General features: G+C 61.3%; 19 protein-coding genes. 13 read left to right on the forward strand and 6 right to left on the reverse strand.

Annotated features, from left to right (window positions below):
* The 3 genes from BQ8482_RS13850 to BQ8482_RS13860 all read left to right on the forward strand — a co-directional run bounded on the left by BQ8482_RS13850 (position 1) and on the right by BQ8482_RS13860 (position 3,661).
* On the forward strand, positions 1-1,251 hold the full coding sequence (locus tag BQ8482_RS13850; protein WP_123148142.1) for an NAD(P)/FAD-dependent oxidoreductase: 1,251 nt from the start codon (positions 1-3) through the stop codon (positions 1,249-1,251).
* 328 nt (positions 1,252-1,579) lie between these two features.
* Entirely contained in the window at positions 1,580-1,768 is a 189-nt protein-coding gene (locus tag BQ8482_RS13855; protein ID WP_123148143.1) for a hypothetical protein, read from the forward strand.
* 393 nt (positions 1,769-2,161) lie between these two features.
* Positions 2,162-3,661: a thiol-disulfide oxidoreductase gene (locus tag BQ8482_RS13860; RefSeq protein ID WP_208867679.1), complete on the forward strand. Its 1,500-nt coding sequence runs from the start codon at positions 2,162-2,164 to the stop codon at positions 3,659-3,661.
* 191 nt (positions 3,662-3,852) lie between these two features.
* Here BQ8482_RS13860 and BQ8482_RS13865 read toward each other — a convergent pair whose 3' ends face one another.
* Together BQ8482_RS13865 and BQ8482_RS13870 are read right to left on the reverse strand one after the other, a co-directional pair.
* Positions 3,853-4,254: a DCC1-like thiol-disulfide oxidoreductase family protein gene (locus BQ8482_RS13865; RefSeq protein ID WP_123148145.1), complete on the reverse strand. Its 402-nt coding sequence runs from the start codon at positions 4,252-4,254 to the stop codon at positions 3,853-3,855.
* On the reverse strand, positions 4,251-4,439 hold the full coding sequence (locus BQ8482_RS13870) for a hypothetical protein (RefSeq protein ID WP_123148146.1): 189 nt from the start codon (positions 4,437-4,439) through the stop codon (positions 4,251-4,253). Before BQ8482_RS13870 ends, BQ8482_RS13865 begins: the two co-directional genes overlap by 4 nt.
* Before the next feature lie 294 nt (positions 4,440-4,733).
* Here BQ8482_RS13870 and BQ8482_RS13875 point away from each other — a divergent pair, with 294 nt between their 5' ends.
* The 4 genes from BQ8482_RS13875 (at position 4,734) to BQ8482_RS13890 (ending at position 10,142) form a co-directional block, all read left to right on the forward strand.
* The gene (locus tag BQ8482_RS13875; protein ID WP_165848562.1) at positions 4,734-5,861 is read left to right on the forward strand and encodes an acyltransferase family protein; all 1,128 of its coding nucleotides are present in this window, start codon (positions 4,734-4,736) and stop codon (positions 5,859-5,861) included.
* Positions 5,862-5,910: 49 nt separating this feature from the next.
* Positions 5,911-6,888 carry a class I SAM-dependent methyltransferase gene (locus BQ8482_RS13880; protein WP_244602789.1) on the forward strand — a complete coding sequence of 326 codons (978 nt, stop codon included), beginning with the start codon at positions 5,911-5,913 and terminating at the stop codon, positions 6,886-6,888.
* 150 nt (positions 6,889-7,038) lie between these two features.
* Positions 7,039-7,344 (forward strand): hypothetical protein, encoded by a 306-nt coding sequence (locus BQ8482_RS13885; RefSeq protein WP_023799134.1) that lies wholly within the window; start codon positions 7,039-7,041, stop codon positions 7,342-7,344.
* A gap of 629 nt (positions 7,345-7,973) precedes the next feature.
* Positions 7,974-10,142, forward strand: a complete 2,169-nt coding sequence (locus BQ8482_RS13890; RefSeq protein ID WP_123148149.1) for an alpha/beta fold hydrolase — start codon at positions 7,974-7,976, stop codon at positions 10,140-10,142.
* A 117-nt stretch (positions 10,143-10,259) separates the two neighbouring features.
* Here BQ8482_RS13890 and BQ8482_RS13895 read toward each other — a convergent pair whose 3' ends face one another.
* Positions 10,260-11,114, reverse strand: a complete 855-nt coding sequence (locus BQ8482_RS13895) for an aldo/keto reductase (protein WP_123148171.1) — start codon at positions 11,112-11,114, stop codon at positions 10,260-10,262.
* A gap of 158 nt (positions 11,115-11,272) precedes the next feature.
* On the reverse strand, positions 11,273-12,283 hold the full coding sequence (locus BQ8482_RS13900; RefSeq protein ID WP_123148150.1) for an Lnb N-terminal periplasmic domain-containing protein: 1,011 nt from the start codon (positions 12,281-12,283) through the stop codon (positions 11,273-11,275).
* Positions 12,284-12,771: 488 nt separating this feature from the next.
* On the opposite strand from BQ8482_RS13900, the gene BQ8482_RS13905 reads away from it, so the two are divergent.
* Both BQ8482_RS13905 and BQ8482_RS13910 read left to right on the forward strand, forming a co-directional pair.
* Entirely contained in the window at positions 12,772-13,914 is a 1,143-nt protein-coding gene (locus BQ8482_RS13905) for an MFS transporter (protein WP_244602796.1), read from the forward strand.
* Positions 13,915-14,347: 433 nt separating this feature from the next.
* Positions 14,348-14,554, forward strand: a complete 207-nt coding sequence (locus BQ8482_RS13910) for a hypothetical protein (RefSeq protein ID WP_123148152.1) — start codon at positions 14,348-14,350, stop codon at positions 14,552-14,554.
* 202 nt (positions 14,555-14,756) lie between these two features.
* On the opposite strand, the gene BQ8482_RS13915 is transcribed toward BQ8482_RS13910, so the two are convergent.
* Together BQ8482_RS13915 and BQ8482_RS13920 are read right to left on the reverse strand one after the other, a co-directional pair.
* Positions 14,757-15,149 carry a VOC family protein gene (locus BQ8482_RS13915; protein WP_123148153.1) on the reverse strand — a complete coding sequence of 131 codons (393 nt, stop codon included), beginning with the start codon at positions 15,147-15,149 and terminating at the stop codon, positions 14,757-14,759.
* A gap of 87 nt (positions 15,150-15,236) precedes the next feature.
* Positions 15,237-15,692, reverse strand: coding sequence for a histidine phosphatase family protein (locus tag BQ8482_RS13920; protein ID WP_244602790.1), 456 nt, complete (start codon positions 15,690-15,692; stop codon positions 15,237-15,239).
* A gap of 421 nt (positions 15,693-16,113) precedes the next feature.
* Here BQ8482_RS13920 and BQ8482_RS13925 point away from each other — a divergent pair, with 421 nt between their 5' ends.
* The 4 genes from BQ8482_RS13925 to BQ8482_RS13940 all read left to right on the forward strand — a co-directional run bounded on the left by BQ8482_RS13925 (position 16,114) and on the right by BQ8482_RS13940 (position 18,542).
* Positions 16,114-16,749 carry an ankyrin repeat domain-containing protein gene (locus BQ8482_RS13925; RefSeq protein ID WP_123148154.1) on the forward strand — a complete coding sequence of 212 codons (636 nt, stop codon included), beginning with the start codon at positions 16,114-16,116 and terminating at the stop codon, positions 16,747-16,749.
* A gap of 147 nt (positions 16,750-16,896) precedes the next feature.
* Positions 16,897-17,304, forward strand: a complete 408-nt coding sequence (locus BQ8482_RS13930; RefSeq protein WP_123148155.1) for an ArsR/SmtB family transcription factor — start codon at positions 16,897-16,899, stop codon at positions 17,302-17,304.
* Positions 17,304-17,837 carry an SRPBCC family protein gene (locus BQ8482_RS13935; RefSeq protein WP_123148156.1) on the forward strand — a complete coding sequence of 178 codons (534 nt, stop codon included), beginning with the start codon at positions 17,304-17,306 and terminating at the stop codon, positions 17,835-17,837. The genes BQ8482_RS13930 and BQ8482_RS13935 overlap by 1 nt, the downstream gene beginning before the upstream one ends.
* Positions 17,838-17,966: 129 nt before the next feature.
* A complete protein-coding gene (locus tag BQ8482_RS13940) occupies positions 17,967-18,542 on the forward strand; it encodes a dihydrofolate reductase family protein (RefSeq protein WP_123148173.1) in 576 nt (191 codons plus the stop codon).
* The last annotated feature ends 127 nt before the right edge of the window (positions 18,543-18,669 follow it).

Raw genomic sequence — 18,669 nt, forward strand, 5'->3', positions numbered from 1 at the left:
ATGGCAGCACCGGAAACCGTGGAAGTCGCCATAGTCGGCGCCGGCATTGTCGGTTTGGCAACGGCACTCCGGCTTGCGGCCGAGGGGCGCGAGGTGCTGCTCATCGACCCCAACGAGCCTGGCTCCGGCGCCTCGTTCGGCAACGCCGGAACGCTCGCCGAATATGCCTGCATGCCGGTCGGCAATCCGGCCGTGCTGCGCCAATTGCCAAAACTGCTCCTCGATCCGGACAGCCCTTTCGCATTGCGTTGGGCAGCGTTTTTCCAGCTGGCGCCCTGGCTGGTCCGCTTCGTGCGGCAGTCGCTTCCGGCGGCCACCCGCGCCAACGCGATGGCACTCGCCGGGCTTCTGGCTGAGGCCCTGCCGGCCTGGGAGGAGATGGTGAAAGAGGCCGATATGGCCGACCTGATGCGCCGCAACGGCTGTCTCTACCTGTATCGCCGCAAGAGCGATTTCGCCAAGGCCGCTGGGGGCAGGGCTCTGCGCGCCGGGTTTGGTGTGCATCAGGAGGTTCTGACGCCGGGAGAGGTGGCCGCGCTCGAGCCCGGCCTGCCCCCGACCGGGGCCTGCGGCCTGTACTTCCCGGACTCGATGAACGTCACCGATCCGAAGACGCTGATGCGGCGGCTGCTCGATGCAGCGACCGCCCGCGGCGTGTCGGTGGCGCAGGCTGCTATAACCGGGCTGCGGGTCGAGGCGGACGGTGTCAGGCTCAGCGGTTCCGGCCTTCGCATCAAGGCGAACACGGTGGTGATCGCCGCGGGCGCGCAATCGCGGGCGTTGGCGATGCAGGCCGGCGACAGCGTCCCGCTCGAGACCGAACGCGGCTATCATCTCGAATTCCCGACCGATGCGCCTCTGCTCAATCGTCCGGTCTGTCCTGTCGATCTCGGCTTCTACATGACGCCGATGAACGGCCGGCTGCGTGTCGCCGGAACCGTCGAGCTCGGCGGGCTCGCAGCGCCGGCAAATCCGCGCCGGCTGGCGCTTCTCGATCGCGGTGTCAGGCAGTTCTTTCCCCAACTCGGCCGACCTTCATCCGAGTGGCTCGGGTTCCGGCCGTCGCTGCCCGATTCCCGGCCGGTCATCGGTCCGTCGCGTGGCAGCCGCAGGGTGATCCATGCCTTCGGTCATGGTCATCTCGGCCTCACCCTGGCGCCGATCACGGCCCGCTTGGTTGCCGACCTGATTGCCGGACGCGGCGATCCTGACCGCCTCGCACCCTTTGCAGCGGACCGCTTCGATGCATGAAGGTATGTCGGCTCGGCCGCAGTAGCGCAGCGTGAGCATTGGATAGGCGTTCGGCATCCTCTTCTGTCCCCCAACCGACGCTTGCCTGCGCCAATTGCGGATGCCGGCTTCGACCCGAAGCACCATTCAAGCAAAAACCCGCCCCGGTCTCCGGAGCGGGTCTGTTGCCTGAGGCGGAACTCAACACATGTCCGCAGCAGCAAGGTCGCCTCGCGATGCTGAAGATCTGGTTAACCGGCCAAAATTGATTCAAATCCAGCTGTGGATATTCGCCTTTGGGTAAATCGAAATGGGCCATCCTTGTCGGAGGCGGGCAAAAGGAGAATCCATGACTAGCGACTTTGCCGCCGCCCACCTCCATCTCGAACGAGCCTGCCACTATTTGCGCGGCGATGACGAGACGAGCAGCGCTGCTCGCGCGGCTCTGGATATTCTGATCGATGCAATTGCCGCAGCCCAGTACAAGCGCCCGCCCGCGGACGTGGTGGAATTTCCCAGAACGGCAAAGCAGCGTTAGTCGGCGAACTCTAAGCGCGGCGCATCCGCAGGATTAATGCGCCGTTTCAGTTCTTGTTTCTATACATGTCGTTGTCTTGTCATGTCGTTGTCTTGATACCGCTGCGCGCCCTCGGGTCAGGCCCGAGGGCACGCTTTGGGCGACATGCAGGTGCGGGCGAAACAAATGGAGCGGGATGGCCAGTTCAATTTAACGCATCCCGCTTTGGGTCCGCCGTACCCTCTCCAAATGGCTGATGCTCGGCAGCAGGAGCTACCGACGACGCCGGATTGACTCTTATTTGCGCCCGTGCTGATGTTGCAGTGCAACATAGAGCAGCGGTTCCGAAGGCGGCAAGTCGTCCTCAGTTGGACGCCACAAGAACCTGCAGGGGAACTTGAGGGGGCTTAGCTGGTGTTTATTGGGCAGTCGCAGTACTCAAGCGCGATACCGTTATGGAACGTTGGCCGCGGCAAAATCACGAAAGTCAGCGGACGGGACGATACATTTGACGGATTGACCGCATTTACCCCTTTCTGGGCAATGGCGGCGATCTTCAGTATCGCCGGTGATATCTACTCCATGCTTGGCTACAAGGGGCCGCTTTTTGCCGCTCTGAGCTGGTCTGTCGTCCTGTTCAGCTTGCTACTCCTGCTGTACCCGCGGCGGACCGAGTTTTTGATCGGGCTCGTGATGGTATCGCTTGTGCTGTACGCGCTGCGCATGCCGGTCGCTTCGAACAACAAGACGATCACGGCGGTGATGAACGGGGCTATCCTGCTCAGCGCAGCGGTGCTCTATCTACGGGCCGCCGGCCGCGGCGCCGCGCTGGCCCGGATGGAGCTTTATCAACAGATCCGGATCGTCGCCCGGTCACTGCTCGCCATCATGTATTTCTACGGCATCTTCCACAAGATCAACACCGACTTCCTCGACCCTTCCGTGAGTTGCGCGGTGGGCCTATACGCTCCGCTGGCTCGTCCGTTCGGCCTCGAGGACAATCTCTTTGGCCGGTATCTTGCGATCTTCGCCACCTTCGTCATTGAGGCGATCGCGATCGTGTCCCTCTACTGGAAGCGCTATTTCGCCGTGGGGTTCATCCTCGCGCTCGTCTTCCATTACGTGATCCCGATCTCGGCCTATTCCTGGTACATGGACTTTTCCAGCCTGGTGTTCGCGCTGTATGTGCTGAGCATCCCCACGCCCGCCAGCGAGGCGCTCTATCGCACCTCGTTGGAGTTTACCAATCCGCTGCGCGAAACGTTCGGCCGGATCGGGATCTTGCTGCCGGGCGCTGCCGTGATGCTGTTCGCGGTCACTCTCGTCATTGTGCTCACCTATGCTTTTCCCGGGCGCTCCTTCGACATGATGGTCCACTCCGTCTGGATCCTCATTTGGGCGGTAGTGGGCGGCGCGGCGATGGTCGTGCTGGCCCATGTGGCTCTGCAGAACCTGCCTTGCAAGACCGTTTCCTCGCCGCGCCAGCCGCTCTGGGTCTATTTGGTGCCGGGCTTGTTCTTCCTCTCCTGCCTGTCACCCTATGTCGGGCTCAAGACGGAGAGTTCCATCAACATGTTCAGCAATCTGCACACGGAAGCCGGCCAGACCAACCATCTGCTCTTTCCCAAACCACCATACCTGTTCAACTATCAGAACGAGGTGGTGAAGATCGTTGATTCCTCGGAGCCTCATCTCGTCCGGCAGTCGCGGGCGGGCAATTACCACGTCCTCCTCGATCTCAAGAAACAACTGCGCCGGAAGCCGGAGGCTTGGGTGACTTACGTGAAGGATGGCGAGACGATTACCCGGGCTAACGCGTCGACCTTCGCGGGCGAAATGCCCAGCCTAATCGAACGCAAGTTGCTTATGTTCAAGTTGGTGGATTTCTCGCGGCCGAAGGCCTGCACCCACTGAGCGCCGCTCTCACGGAAATTGGTAGAGGTCGCCGGGCAGTCGACTTAAGCCATCCATTTCGCCGGGAAATGTCCAAGCGCGTCGCGATTGCAAGAGTCACGCGGCGCTTTAAGTTCATGTCGTTATCGCAAAACCCGCTGCGCACCCTCGGGTCAGGCCCGAGGGCATGCTTTTGGGCGACATGAATTGAATTAGCGCCGTTCGAGGTCGGCAGGGATCAGCGAGCGGCCGCGAAGCCTCAGGGTGGCCCGGCGTCCGAGCTTGAGCGCCGGATAGATCAGCCGCGCGGCCGTCCGGTTTGAGAGAATCCTGCGGTTGAGCCAGCCGAAAAACGTCGAAGAGGAACTGAGGATCGCCAGGAGATTGATGGCTTCCTCGCCGTGGTAGACGCGATCCTCGAAAACGAAGAGCATGCCCTCGTTCAGGTCGAAGCCCTGGCGCTGAAACCCGACAACGCGCGGGTCGCCGGAGCGCGCGTCGAGCAACTCGACAGGACCGACCGCTTCGCGCAGCCGGGCAAAGCGGACATAGCTCTGGCAGAAGATGCAGTCGCCGTCATAGACGATAAGCGCCGTCTTCCCAAGTGGCTTCATTGCAGCGTCGGATCCTGACTGTGCTCGATCGGTGCTTCTCCGGAGCCATCGATCGCGCAATTGCTGTAGAACGCGCAGCCCGAGACGACGGGTAGGTTGCTGAAGGCGTCGAAGGCGGCGACGAGCACCAGCCCGACAATGCCGAGCATCAACATTTTCTTGTAGGCGGACAGGTCGCGAAGCATCTTGGTCCTTTGCTGCTTGAATCGGACCTGGTCGATCCGACGTCAGAGCGCGATCGATTTCAACAGCCGGTTGGCTGCAAGAACGGCAGCCCGTGCCGGTCAAGGTTTCCTATCGCAAGCTCTTGAACTGCCATAGTCGCCACCAGCCCGATATTGTGCAGCGCAACAATGGGTGAAGATCGGCGGAAAATCAAGCGGAATGCTGAATTTTCGCCGCTGTACGTGACATTGCGTCGACGGCAATTTCGAATCGGCAATCCGGGAATCCAAGCCAGTTCGCACTTGCCACAAAGTATGATGCAATGCACAATCGCCATCGAAACCGAAGGACCGGGCCGGCCGATAAGCCGTATCCAGGAAACGCTGAAGTTGAACCTGCCCATGCGTGAGACCTGGCTGGACACTGCCAAGGGCTTGGGAATCACCCTCGTCGTCATGGCCCACGTCCTCGACCACAGCACCTGGCGATGGGCGCACCCGATTTACTTTGCGGCATCGCTGTTCTTCATGCCGTTCTTCTTCATCATATCCGGCTACCTTTTTGCCGTTACGGACAGGAAGGCGCTTTTCCGGAAGCGCGCCCAGGGCCTGCTCATCCCCTATGTGACGTTTCTCGGCGTGATCATGGCGAGCGTGCTCGTTGTGGACTTTTTGCGCGGCGACACCCCGGCACCCTGGCAGATCAGGGAACTCATCACCGACGCGTTGCTGGGCGGACGGCACCTGACGCGCGAACTCGGCGTGTTCTGGTTCGTCACCTGCCTCGTCGCCACGCAACTTGTCTACAACGAGGTCGCGATCAGGACCAGCGGACCGACCGATCCCGGCATGCTGATCTTCGTCGGCGCATCCGTCGGCCTCGCCTATTCAATCCAGGCCTATTGGCAGGATTTGCGAGCGCCGCTGGCTCTGACGAACGTGCCGCTCGCCATCGGCGCATTCTGGTTCGGACATTTCCTGCGCGAACGCGGCATGAGCGCGCTGTGGTCGGCGGTGTTTGTCGTGGCGGTTGCCGGGGTCGCGCTCGCGGCGGCGCGGACGGGTTCCGACTTTACCTTCAGCATGAAGAACGCCATCTTCGGCCCGCCACTTCTCGGCCTGCTCGTTGCATTGGCGATCTCGACCTTTATCCTCGGCCTCATCCGCTTCATGGAGATGCCGAGTTTGCGCATCGCTCCGTTGGCGGAAATCGGCGCGGCCTCACTGGTGATCATGTTCGTCCATCAGTTCGTTCATTTCACGCTGCGTGACTTCGGAACGTCTTCCGAGTTGGCGCTGATCGCCCTGTCGCTCGGACTTCCCTATCTGCTCTATCGCGGACTGAGATCGTCCCGGATACTATCTCCCTGGTTCATCGGAAGCGGAGACCTGGCGCTCAGCATCCAACTGATGAGGCGGAGCCTCGCCTTCCGGGCAGGCTGAGCTCGAACGCGTCCGGGTGACGGCAGCAGCGGTTTCTTCCGGATCTGAGATGTCCAGCGCCCGGATCGTCTGCCTTGCGGGCCTGTTTCGGCCGAGCGTGCGCGTGTCGGCATCCGAGTACGATCCCGGGGCAGACCTTCCTGGCCCTCTGTTCCCGCGAGGGCGGCCGGCGTATTCTCGCGGTCCGATCGGTCGAAAATTATTAGGGGAGGAGATTGCGATGGCTGAGGCAACGCGCCACGACGCCTGGCAGGCCGGGGATAGCTACGACCTCTATATGGGGCGATGGAGCCGTCAGATCGCTCCACCGTTCCTGGATTGGCTCGATCCCGCGGAGGGTCTGGAATGGCTGGAGGTGGGTTGCGGAACCGGGGCGCTGTCGGCAGCCATCCTGGCCCGTTGCAATCCCAGGAGCCTGGTGTCCATAGACCCGTCGGAGGGTTTTCTCGCCAAGGCGCGGGCAAACGTGCCGGACAATCGTGTCGCGTTTCTCGCAGGCGATGCGCAGGCCTTGGCAGTCGAATCGGGCAGCAAGGACGTTGTCGTGTCAGCGCTTGTTCTCAACTTCGTCCCCGACAAGCAAAAGGCGCTCGCCGAGATGCGGCGACTGGCCCGCCCTGGAGCGACGATTGGATTCTATGTGTGGGATTATCCTGGCGGCGGGGTGGAATTCATGCGGGCCTTCTGGACCGCTGCGACGGCGCTTGACCCCGGTGCCATCGACCTTACCGAAGACAGGCGTTTTCCATTTTGCACACGAGATGGATTGACCGATCTCGCGGAGAAGGCCGGCCTGGTTTCCATCGACTCCACGCGGATTGAAATGCCGGCCCTGTTCAAGGACTTCGAAGACTACTGGCACCCCTTCACCCTGGGTGCGGGACCGGCGCCCGGCTATTGCATGAGTCTCGACCCCGCAGCTCGCCAGAGATTGATGGAGAGGCTCCGCGATAGTCTGCCGCGCGGCGAGGGCGGGTCCATTCCCCTGAAAACGAGAGCCTGGGCAGTCAAGGCGAAGGTGCGCTGATGACTGGCAACCCATGTCGCGCCAGACCGACAGGACGCAAACTGCTGTCCGGCTAAGAGCTGTCCGGCGCAAAGTTCGGGTTGACCGGCATTATACGCGAAGCGACTATTCGTCTGGACAGACGAGATGCAGGCTGCAGGAGGAAAAGCGATGGACGAGCCCGATCGGTGGCGCCACATGTCGAGCGCGCCAAGGGATGGCAGCCGAATCCTTGTCACGGTTCGGCCGTCGGAACAGGGGCCGGCGGAAGTCGACCTGGCTTACTGGTCTCGAGCCGACCAGTTCGGCAGCGAAGGCTGGCGCGCTTCCGACTCGTCGCCCGGACGCGTGGTTGAATACGCCGAACCCGAGCTAAAATGCTGGATGCCACTGCCGACGGCCAATCTGAGCAAGGGTTCATTGCCGAGTCCCTGGGACGAAGAAGATGTCCCGCTGCTGGATGGATCGGGGATATGAGGTGAAAGGGGCCCTTCACACCGTAGAAAGGTCATTGGGATTGAGCCTCAACCCGCTGCCGACGCCAGAACGGCTTGAGGTCTCCGCCTCGACTTGCGCCGAAATCGAGCAAGCTTGCCCTAGGCGACAAACTGATCATTAGCGCGGCTGGTCGATTTGACCGGCGGTCCGTACCGCAGGATAGAAGTCCAATACGTTGGTCAAAACGTTGCTCAGACGCTCCGGCGGAAGGGACGTCAGAGCTGAAGAAGCCGTGCGCGATATACACTACCAGCCTGCCATAGGCTGATCGCGGTGGTCCGGAGATCAAATCCGCGGACCGTTGATGCCCGGCAGGCCCGCTGTTTCTCAAGATACCGCGCGAGCGCAATATCGTGGCGCAACGGCCCGCCGCGCGGCTGCTCATTCTGCCAGGGATCATCATGCCAGGTGGGCCATTCGGTCGGGCTCGGGCGTAGCACAGTGTCCTCCTGAGGTACTCGTGCCGGCACTATTTCCCGGCGCCGTGAGAAACGCGTTGGAGCCAGCGTGAAGGATTCGTGAAAACGCCAGACCGATGAAAATGACGGTTGAATTAGGGGCAACTACAGGAAAGGATCGCAACCAAAGTTGTGGCTGTGGCGGATCCGATGGCGCACCCTCATCTCTGTCTGCTAGGCGGTTTCGACTTCGCCGGAGGCGCAGCGGCAGTCCCGGTTTTCAGCCGCAAGGCCCGCGCTATGGTGGCTTATCTCGCCCTGCAATCCGGACACTCGCAGTCACGCGAGAAGCTCGCAGCGCTTTTGTGGGGCGGCAACGGTGAGGCCCAGGCCCGGATGAGCCTTCGCCAGGCCCTATCGGCCGTCAGGAAAGGGATGGACGCATCCGATGGCCGAACGTTCCTGACCGACGGCGACAGCATTACCCTCAATCTCGACGATCTTGATTTCGATGTCGTGCGGTTCGAGGCGCTGGCCGCCGGCTCCGAACCGGAGCAACTCGAACAGGCGCTTGTCGTCTATCGCGGCGACCTGCTCGACGGCTTCGGCCTGAAGGAGGAGCCGTTCGAGGATTGGCTGCGGGTCGAGCGCGAGCGCCTGAGGGCGATGGCCGTCGCGGCACTGGACAAGCTCGTCGCGCATTACTGCACCACGAACGATCCTGCCTCATGCGTGCGCTCGGCAACGCGCCTGCTCGCCATGGAGCCGCTGAGGGAGGATATCCACCGCGCCCTGATGCGAGCCTATGCGGTACAGGGCCGGCTCACTCTCGCGCTGAGGCAATATGAAAATTGCCGCAGTGCGCTGCAGCGGGAACTCAACGTGCAGCCTGAGCCGGAAACCCGACATCTCTATGAAGACCTGCGGACGCGCCGCATGACGTCGCAAGCCGCCTCCCGGATAGCCGCCTCGGCGCCGCCTTCCCAGACACCGCCACCGTCGCCAGCCCGAACTGGCGCGCGGCCGGCGTTCCCGGCCGAGCCGATGCGCCCCGCGACCCATTATGTCAAATCGGCCGGGATCAACATCGCCTATCAGGTGACTGGCGACGGGCCGGTCGACCTGATCTATGTGCCTGGATGGGTCTCCAACCTCGACCTTGCCTGGTCGTCGCCGAGATTGGCGCATGTGCTCCAGCGCCTCGGCGGCTTCTCGCGCCTGATCCGCATGGACAAGCGCGGCACGGGACTGTCCGATCGAAATGTCGGTTTGCCAACGCTGGAAGAGCGAATGGAAGACATGCGGGCGGTGCTGGATGCGGTCGGCTCGAAGCACACGGTTCTGTTCGGCAGCTCGGAAGGCGGCCCCATGTGCATGCTGTTCGCGGCGACCTATCCCGAGAGGACGGCGGCTCTCGTCCTCAACGGAACCTACGCCAGCGGCCGATGGTCGAAGGATTATCCCTGGGCAAGGACAAGCGAGCAGGTGGAAGAAGATCTGGCCGCCGTCGAGAGACAATGGGGGGAGCCGGCAGATATGAGCAACGCCGCGCCCAGCCTCATGAATGATAGTTTCGAGAGGGAATGGTTCGCCGCGTATCTCAGGAATTCGGCCTCGCCTGCCGACGCGATCGCGCTGTGGCGCTGGGGCACCGAAATCGATGTTCGCGCCCTTCTCCCAGCCATTCACGTCCCGACACTGATCGTCCAGGCGGCAGGGGACCGCTGGGTGAAACCGGAAGAGGGGCGCTATCTGGCAACGCATATCGAGGGCGCCAGATACATCGAGCTTGCCGGCCGTGATCACGTAATCTGGGGCGAGAATTCCGATCGCCTGGTCGACGAGATCCAGACCTTCGTCACCGGCGCCTTGCCGGCAGCGCCGGGCGAGCGCGTGCTTGTCACGGCGCTGCACGTGGAAGTCGTCGGGGTGCCGTCGGCTCTCGTCAACACCAGCAACCAGACGTGGCGCGATCTGATGCAGCGACGCGACGACGAGATACGCAAAGAATTGCATCATGCGGACGGTCAGGAAATCAAGCGCACCGGATACGGGTTTCTCGCGGTATTTCAGCGGCCAACGAGAGCGATCCAATGCGCATTGGCGATCCGTCGTCGACTGGGCGAATCCGGCCTTCGGGTTCGCGCGGCAGTCCATATTGGCGAATGCGAAAGGCTCGGCGACGACGTCACCGGTATTGCAATTCAACTGACATCGCGTCTGCTCGATCATGCCGGACCGGGTGAGATCATTGCGTCCCGGACCGTTCGTGATCTCATGGCCGGTTCGGGCCTGACGTTTGAGGAGCATTGCGAGACGGAACTTGCAGGTGTTCCCGGTGGCCTGCAGCTTTTTTCCGTCAGTAAACCGGCTGTCTGACATTGGCCGACAACAAATCGCAGCGTACAGGTTCGGCATCGGGCAGCCGGCCGTCGCCAAGCGGCCGCTACCCTCACGCCATCCGCCTTCGCTGATCTGGCCGAGTCCCGTCGCGCGTCAGAACAGGAACGCAGCCGTGACGGGGTTCGGCCCGGTGCGGCCGTCTGATGAATCCATGCCTCGAATGAGCTCGAGGTCTGCCGCGTCCAGCTCGAAATCGAAGACGTCGAAATTGGCGGCGATGCGGTCCTGGTGGATCGACTTGGGAATGACGATCAGTCCTTCCTGAAGGTGCCATCTGATGATCACCTGCGCCACGGATTTGCGGTGTTTTCCGGCGATTTTTTCTAGGGTCGGGTCGCTCAACAGCCGGCCGCTGCCCAGCGGGCTCCAGCTTTCGATGCGGATGTTGTGCGTGCCATGAAGTTCCCTGATGTGGCGCTGTTGAAACCGGGGATGGAGTTCGATCTGGTTGACCGAGGGCGTGACTCCGGTCTCGCCGATGATCCGCTCCAGATGGTCCTGATTGAAATTCGAAACGCCGATCGACCTGATCCGGCCGGATTGCCTGAGTTCGATCAGCGTCTTCCACGCCTCGACATATTTGCCCTGGCTGGGCACTGGCCAGTGGATCAGGAACAGGTCGATCTGTTCGATGCCGAGCTTGCTCATCGTCTCGTCGAAGGCCCGCAGGGCGGCGTCACGCTGATGCGCGCCGTTGCGCAGCTTCGAGGTGATGAACAACTCGCTTCTCGGCACGCCAGCCGTGCGGATCGCTCGCCCGACGCCTTCCTCGTTCTGGTAGCCTTCGGCGGTGTCGATCAACCTGTAGCCGGTCTGGATCCCCCAACTCACAACCTGGGCGGTGATGGCTGGATCGACCTGCCACACGCCAAGGCCGATCTGGGGAATGGCTGAGCCATCATTCAATGTGATCTGTTCAGGCTTACTCAGGGTAATTTGTTGAGGCATGCTCAGGTCCTTCTGCATCGTTTCGCCCAGCGCAGTGTGCTTATCTAGGCACGACGTCCGCCAAGGCGAGTCGACAGGTGGAGAAAGTAGAAGTGCGTCGTGAAGCCGGATGAGATCCGGTTCGAACCGCCCAGCGTTTCCAAACACAATTCCAGAGATCAATAAATTGGACCGGGGGATGGCACGCCAATCCGGATCGATCTCGAATAATCTGGCGAAAGGCCTGACTCCCGCGCACGGACGTCAATGTGGGCTGCCTCCCTCAAAACCGACATCGGCAAGCTGACATCGAGCGCACCCCGTGCATACGCATATTCGGGAAGATAGCCGTTAACGATGAGGCGCCAGTCAAGGGGGACCACGTCACCGACGGCTCGCATCATCTTGACGATCGTGGTCGTGCAGTTCGTCGTGATGGAATTATAGAATTCTGGAGTCGTGGAAAGTGCATTTGCGTCCAAGACGTATTCCAGCAAGAGCGCCCGGGCCGCTTCCGGTGACACTTTTAGCCGATAGATTTGGACATCCTCTCCGCGAACGTTTGACCTGACGCCGACGACGTCTCGCTCGTCAGCCGCAATAATTACCAGGGGATTGCTCTTGAACAGGTCTGCCATGGGAGAAAACTTGCCGCCTCCATGGCGTCGCACCTCAATCGACCAGGCAAGATAGTCACCTCCTGCAAAGCCGAAGCTTATGATGACATGGGCGATTTTGGTCCCGGACCAATAAGACATGAAGAGGTCGACCGTCTGAACGGTGGAGAGGTCGTAGGTCCGCGTTGTCCAGCGTTCGGTGAAATCAGTAGCGCTACGCCATTCGAAGGCGCGCACATCAGTCAGCGTCAACAGGTTCCCGTCGCGGGTGCCGGTCACCTGACGGGCGACGTCGGGCGCCCAGTCTGCGTGATCGAAAGGCCTGATGGTGCTCCACCAAACCAGAATCACGGCAAACGCAGCTGCAAACAGGACAAGCGCCCTGATGCGAAACCGGCTGAAGAGCGCGATGATAGTGGCGAGGCCGAACAAGATGAAAAGGACGCCGGCCAGAGCCCGTCCAAGCTCAGCCACGGGCAGACGATACCACATGGCAAGTCCGGCCCAGGCAGTCAGGATTGCGACGGCTAGCGAAAGGATGATGGCAAGCGAGATCCGAGCGATGCGACGCATTTATTCCCCCTCTGGCGGTCTGCTCTCCAGCGGCCTGTCATTGCCTGGATGCCATTTCTCACGGAACGCTCGAAGACAACAACTCTACATGTCCATATTGGAGCACCAATCGGTCCGATACCATTTTCGCCGCGGATTTCGCAGGCGTGGAGCGAGCGAGAAGGTGCCCACGCGAAACGGACGCGCTCGGCATCGGCCGTTCGATGAAGTGACCGCGCGAGCTCACGGGCCCTAACAAGTTCCTTCATCCATCCATCCGTACCTCAAACACCCGTCCATCTACCCGGAACAGGTTCTCTCTGTTCCAGTCCAACAAAACCGATACTCGCCTCGCTGGAATATCTAACGCGACTCCGTCATGATCTTTCCGCCTTGCCGAGCGTCGCTGCCGAGCGCGGTGACGCCGACGCAGGTCATGAGAGTAGGCTAGGCCAGTGCAGCGGATCCACCCGACGACCTTTCTTTTTGCGGCCCGAGCCCTGCGCGATATGGGCGATGGCTTCGTGGCCGTTCTGTTGCCGGTCTACCTGCTCGCATTGGGCTTCACGCCTCTGCAGGTCGGCATCATCGCGACCGCATCGCTGCTCGGTTCAGCGCTCTTGACCATCGCCGTCGGAGTCCTTGGTGCCCGGCACGATCACCGCCGTCTCCTGCTTGCCGCCACCAGTCTGATGGTCGCCACGGGTGTGGCCTTTGCCCTGGCTCATGACTACGCGCTGCTTTTGGTGATCGCGTTCGCAGGCACCATCAACCCGTCGGCCGGCAGCGTCAGCGTGTTCGTGCCGTTAGAGCATGCCGTGCTCACACGCGAAGTCACTGATGCTGCCCGGACCAAGATGTTCGCGCGTTACAGCTTGGTGGGCGCGCTTGCAGGCGCCGTTGGCGCACTCGCTTCGGCGACCCCTGATCTTGTTGCTCCATCCGGCCTCGACCAACTCACCGGCATCAAGGCCATGTTCGTGCTCTACGCGTTGCTCGGCCTGCTCGGCGGCCTCTTCTACGCGCGGATCCCGCAGCGCCGTCCCGCGTCGGACACAGGTACTGCGTCCGCGCTCGGCCCCTCGCGCAATATCGTTCTCAAGCTTGCGGCCCTTTTTAGCCTTGATGCTTTCGCCGGCGGCTTTGTCGTCCAGTCGCTGCTTGCCCTATGGCTTTTCGAAAAATTCGACCTGTCGCTTTCGGAAGCGGGATTTTTCTTCTTCTGGTCCGGCGTGCTTTCGGCGTTCTCATTCCCCGTTGCAGCTTGGCTGTCCCGGCACATCGGACTCATCAACACGATGGTGTTCACACACATTCCGTCCAGCATCGCCCTGATGCTGGCGGCGCTTGCGCCGACGCTACCTCTGACACTGGCCCTGCTGCTGGTCCGCGCTGCGCTTTCGCAGATGGACGTCCCGACGCGCTCATCTTACGTCATGGCCGTTGTCACGGAAGCGGAGCGGGCGGCGGCCGCGAGCTTCACTTCTGTCCCGCGCAGTCTGGCCGCGGCAGCCAGTCCGGCGCTGGCGGGCGCTCTGCTTGCTGCCTCTTTCCGAGCTTGGCCCCTCCTCATCTGCGGTGCATTGAAGATCATTTATGACCTGCTGCTGCTGCTGCAGTTCCGCCACTTGAAGCCCCCAGAGGAGCGGTGAGGCCAGCCTTGTCGGTTTGGGGCGTTTAGCCAGGAGGGATCGATCGCGGCGGCAAAGCGTTTGAAAAGGTGTCGACCGTTTTGAGCTGGCTCGGAGCGTGAAATGTCGCCTCGCTTCCTCCTGACGTTATTCGCCGTCCCTTTATCCGGCATCATCGGTGCACGCCGGTGTCGATGTCGAGCGCGCACTGGAAGCCTTCCACAGCACCTGCCTGGCACACGGTCCCGATTTCGACCGGACAGCAGCAGCGGCGGGGAGGCTTCGATGGACCCCGGTTTCCTACGATGCTTTTTCGAACTTTTCCCCCATCGCGAATGTAAATGAGGCAAAGACGTGGGACGACTGCGGCGGACGATACCATGTCGAAGGGGCCATCGTCGGGGTAACAAAAGCCAGGTTGGACGATAAGGCGGTGTAGACATGCACCGTCGCCGTGACCGATGTCGATCACGAGACTTTCCTGAAGAGCTTTTTCACCCGGTCCGATGCTGAGAAGATCGACGAAAAACGAGATGGGTTGGAGATATCCAGGCTCTACATACTGATCGCCGGGGGGCGCGAGCAATTCGTCAATTTGAAGTTCCCGGCTTCGCCGTCAGCGGACGGATTGATGGTGGCGAGTTCCATCGCTGACGACTGAGCAAACCAGGGCGACACCGTTACTTCACAGGATTTCATGGAGGGCAACGGCGACAAGGACTGCGCCGGCGCCCGCTTCGACCGAGCGGGTCACGACCGCGACGAGTTTCGGACGCGATTTCAGCAGACTGATCAGCTGGCTGCGGAAGAACACCGTGACAAGGCTCGCAGCGCGTCCGCCACCTGGCTACGTCACCGAGCGATCACGGGTTCCATCCGCCGCTGCCGTATTGACGGGTAATGATTTCGAGAAGATGACCGTTCGGGTCCTCGAAATAAACGCCGCGGCCGCCGTCGTGGTGATTGATCTCGCCCGACTGCGTCCGGCCAGGGTCGGCCCAGTACGGGAGGTTCCGTTCACGAATCCTACCGAAGATCTCGTCGAACTCGGCTTCGCTGACCAGGAAGGCGTAATGCTGCGGCGTGATTTCGCCGTCGGTATCCATATAGTCGAGATTGGCACCGTTTTCGGTCGTAACCATCTGGAAAGGTCCCCAGCGCCTCGGGGCTGGAAGGCCAAGCATTTCCGCCAGGAATTTTGCCGACGCCTCGCTGTTGCGGGCCGGCAGTATTGTGTGGTTGAAATCGATAGCCATGCGATCACTCCCTTTGATCTCTCCTCGCACGTCGTTGTTCCACGACTGAAGCGCTGCTGCACGAAATGGGGTCGAAGGCCTAGTTGCTCAAGCCGGCGTGGCAACACGCCCGATGACCTGCACGGGGTCAGCCTCATGAATACGGGCGATGGTCATTTCGCCGCTATCCGGCACCTCGCCGGTCAAGCCGGTGATGTTGACCTGATGCGTGACAAGGATGGCAGGTCCGCCGAAACGCTGCCCGCGGAGCCAGGCCAGAAGGGCAGCGGTGCGCTCCTCGCCCGCCGAACTGTCGCCAAAGAACGAATTGAGCAGCTCAAGAGGCACAACTTCGCCGATCCCGAGCAGGCGAGCGGTATCGAGGCAACGACACCACTGGCTCGAATAGACGGCTGCCGACGAGATGCCATTCGCACGGAACAGGTCGCCGATCGCGCGGGACTGTGCACGACCTTCTTCCGACAGATTCCGCTGGGTGCTGCACTCACCGAGCCTGAAGCCAGGCGGATCGCCGGAGCCTGGGGCTGCGGCATGGCGCAGCAAGGCAATGGCTTCTCCGGATCGCAGGGCTGCCCAGAATGGCTCTGAGGCGTGTGCCTTGCCGAGGGCAGCCGCTCCGAGCGACAGGACCAGAAATTGCCGACGTCCAATTCGCATCTCGCTTCTCACCTTTCCGATAGCGGCCTTGGCGAGTACCGGCAAGCTACCGCAGGTCGTGAGCCTCGTCGAGCAAAGCCGACCCCGTGCCCGACGGCTTTGCCGTCCACGATCCGCCAACGAGCCGGTCCGACTTAGGCCTCCTCGCAGTCGGGCGCCGTTGAGCTCCTAGGTCCAATCACTCACAGGCATCATGCCGGACACCGTCGAATGAGTAAGGCTTTTCGATGGAAGCCGGTCATCCGGTGGATGTCGGCCGAACCGGAACAATGGTATCCTGTAGGGAGTATTCGGGGAGGCGACTGCATTGACCGAGAGCTTGGAAGCCGAAGAGGCGAGAGGTTGGTCGAATCTGCTGCTCGCGGCAGAAAGCGGCGATGCGGAGGCCGTTCAAGCGGAATTGGCGGCCGGCGCCAATATCAACGAGGCGGACGGCGGCGGCTGGTCAGCCCTTCATCTCGCAGCCCTCAATGCCCGCACCGCGGTGGTCGAGGCGTTGATCGAACACCCAGCAATCGATGTGAATTCCAGAAACAAATGGAAGAGCACGCCTTTGAGCCTTGCTTCGGCCAAGGGCCACTACGCCTCTATTTTAGCCCTGGTGAAACATCCGGAAATAGAGATCGATGCAAGAGCCGACTACTACGGCAGAACGGCCCTTATTGAAGCAGCAAAGAACGGGCATCTGGATGTCGTTAAGTTGCTTGTCGAGAATGGCGCCGACGTGAATCTTACTGACAAGACCGGAAGAAACAACGCGCTTATCGAGGCTATCAAGGGACGGCACTACGAGGTCGCGGGATACCTGCTTGATTCTCGGAAAATGAACTTTCTCAACAAGGATATGAGGCTGAACGCCCTGATCTGGGCTGGAAGCTGCCATAACCCTCAACTCATCGAAAAGCTGGAAGTCTCGATTCATACTTTCTTCGAAGGCAAGTGAAGGTCCCGCTTCCGCCGCGGTGACCATGTCCGAGGTCTTGCCCTGGCCGAATGTCCTCGATCGCCGCGGGCCGCCTGTGGAGTTCCCTTCCAAGATCATTCAACCAATCGGTTGACAATTCGAAAGCGTGTTTCTATATTCAACTACATGGTTGAATTAGAGACACCCGAGATCGACGCGGTTTTTCACGCGCTTGGCGACGCCACCCGCCGGCGGATGCTTCGCGACCTCGCCGGCGGCGAGCGAACGGTAAGCCAGCTGGCGGAACCCTTCGCCATGTCGCTGGCGGCGGCCTCCAAGCACATCAAGGCGCTGGAGAATGCCGGGCTTATTCGTCGAGAGGTGAGGGGCCGCACGCATCTTTGCCGCCTCGAACCCGGACCGCTGGCCAGCGCCCACCAATGGCTGAGCTTCTACGAGCGCTTCTGGACCAACCGTCTCGACGTTCTCGAACGTCTCCTTCGCGAGGAGGACGCACGAAAAGCCCAGGATGATGCGCGAAAAGCCCAGGATGATTCCAGGAAATCGTCCAACTCAAAAGAAGGAGACGACTAATGAACCAGATGAAATCCATCGAAGCCTATGGCGAGCTGACCGAGCCCGCCACGTTCACCATCCAGCGGCTTTTGCCCGGCCCCATCGAGCGGGTCTGGGCCTATCTCACCGAGAGCGACCTGCGCCGGCAGTGGATGGCCGCGGGCCAGATGGAAATGAAGGCCGGCACCTCGTTCGAGTTGGTCTGGCGTAACGACGAGCTGACCGATCCGCCCGGCCAGCGCCCCGCGGGCTTTCCCGAAGAGCATCGGATGGAGGGCCGCATCACCGAGCTCGATCCGCCTTACAATCTCGCCATCACCTGGGGAAACACCGGCGGCGTTTCCTTCTTGCTGGAGCCGAAGGGCAACGATGTGCTGCTCACCGTCGTCCATCGCCGGCTGCCGGAACGCGCAATCCAGCTCAACGTCACCGCCGGCTGGCACATGCACCTCGACATGCTGGCTGCCCGCCTAGCGGGCAAGACGCCGACCTCCTTCTGGGATGGCTGGAGCCGCCTGCGGGAAGAGTACGACCGCCGCCTGCCGGCCTGACACGATCGCTTCGGCCACCCCTGAAGTCACCGCCCAGCCTCCACCGGCATCGGCCCTTGGAGGCTCGCACACCAGCAACGAACCGACGATGAAACGTGCTTGCATTTCGCAAGCCCGATGGAGGAAGTCATGCGCAAATTGATCACCGGAATGAAGGTTTCCGTCGATGGCAAGATGGAGGGACCCGAGGGTTACGCCGATTGGGTTGACGCGTGGTCGGAGGAGTATGGGCTGACGCCGCAGATCGATGCCTGTCTGCTCGGGAGCGTCATGTACGCCGGCTACGAGCGCTATTGGAGCGCGATCCAGAACGAGCCGGACAAGCCGCTGCCGATGACCGGCAAATTGCCGACGCCGGCGGAGCTCGAATGGGCCCGCTTTGCCGAACAGACCCCGCATTATGTGCTGTCGAACACAATGATTTCGGCGGCCTGGCCAAAGACGCGCTTCATGCGGAGCCTAGAAGACGTCGCTGCCCTCAAGCAGCAGCCGGGCAAGGATATCTATCTCATGGGCGGTGCGCGAATGACCGCGAGCCTTATCGATGTCGGGCTGGTGGAAGAACTGCGGCTGATCGTCTATCCGCTGCTCGTCGGCGAAGGGAAGGCGCTGTTTGGAGCAACGCAAAATCGTCGCGGGCTCGAACTGCGGAAGGTTCAGCAGCTCACGGATGGGCGCGTGAGCCTGGTCTATGGAATTGGCTAACTCAGCCGGTCTTCGGAGATTTCGCAGCGCTGCCGGCTGAAATTTATTCCTGAAAGGCCACGTCGCCGGTCAGAGGGAAACCGATAGCCCACCGTCAACGGCCAGTACATGTCCGTTGCCGTAGCCC

It is taken from the genome of Mesorhizobium delmotii (assembly GCF_900149755.1).
Taxonomy (GTDB): Bacteria; Pseudomonadota; Alphaproteobacteria; order Rhizobiales; family Rhizobiaceae; genus Mesorhizobium; species Mesorhizobium delmotii.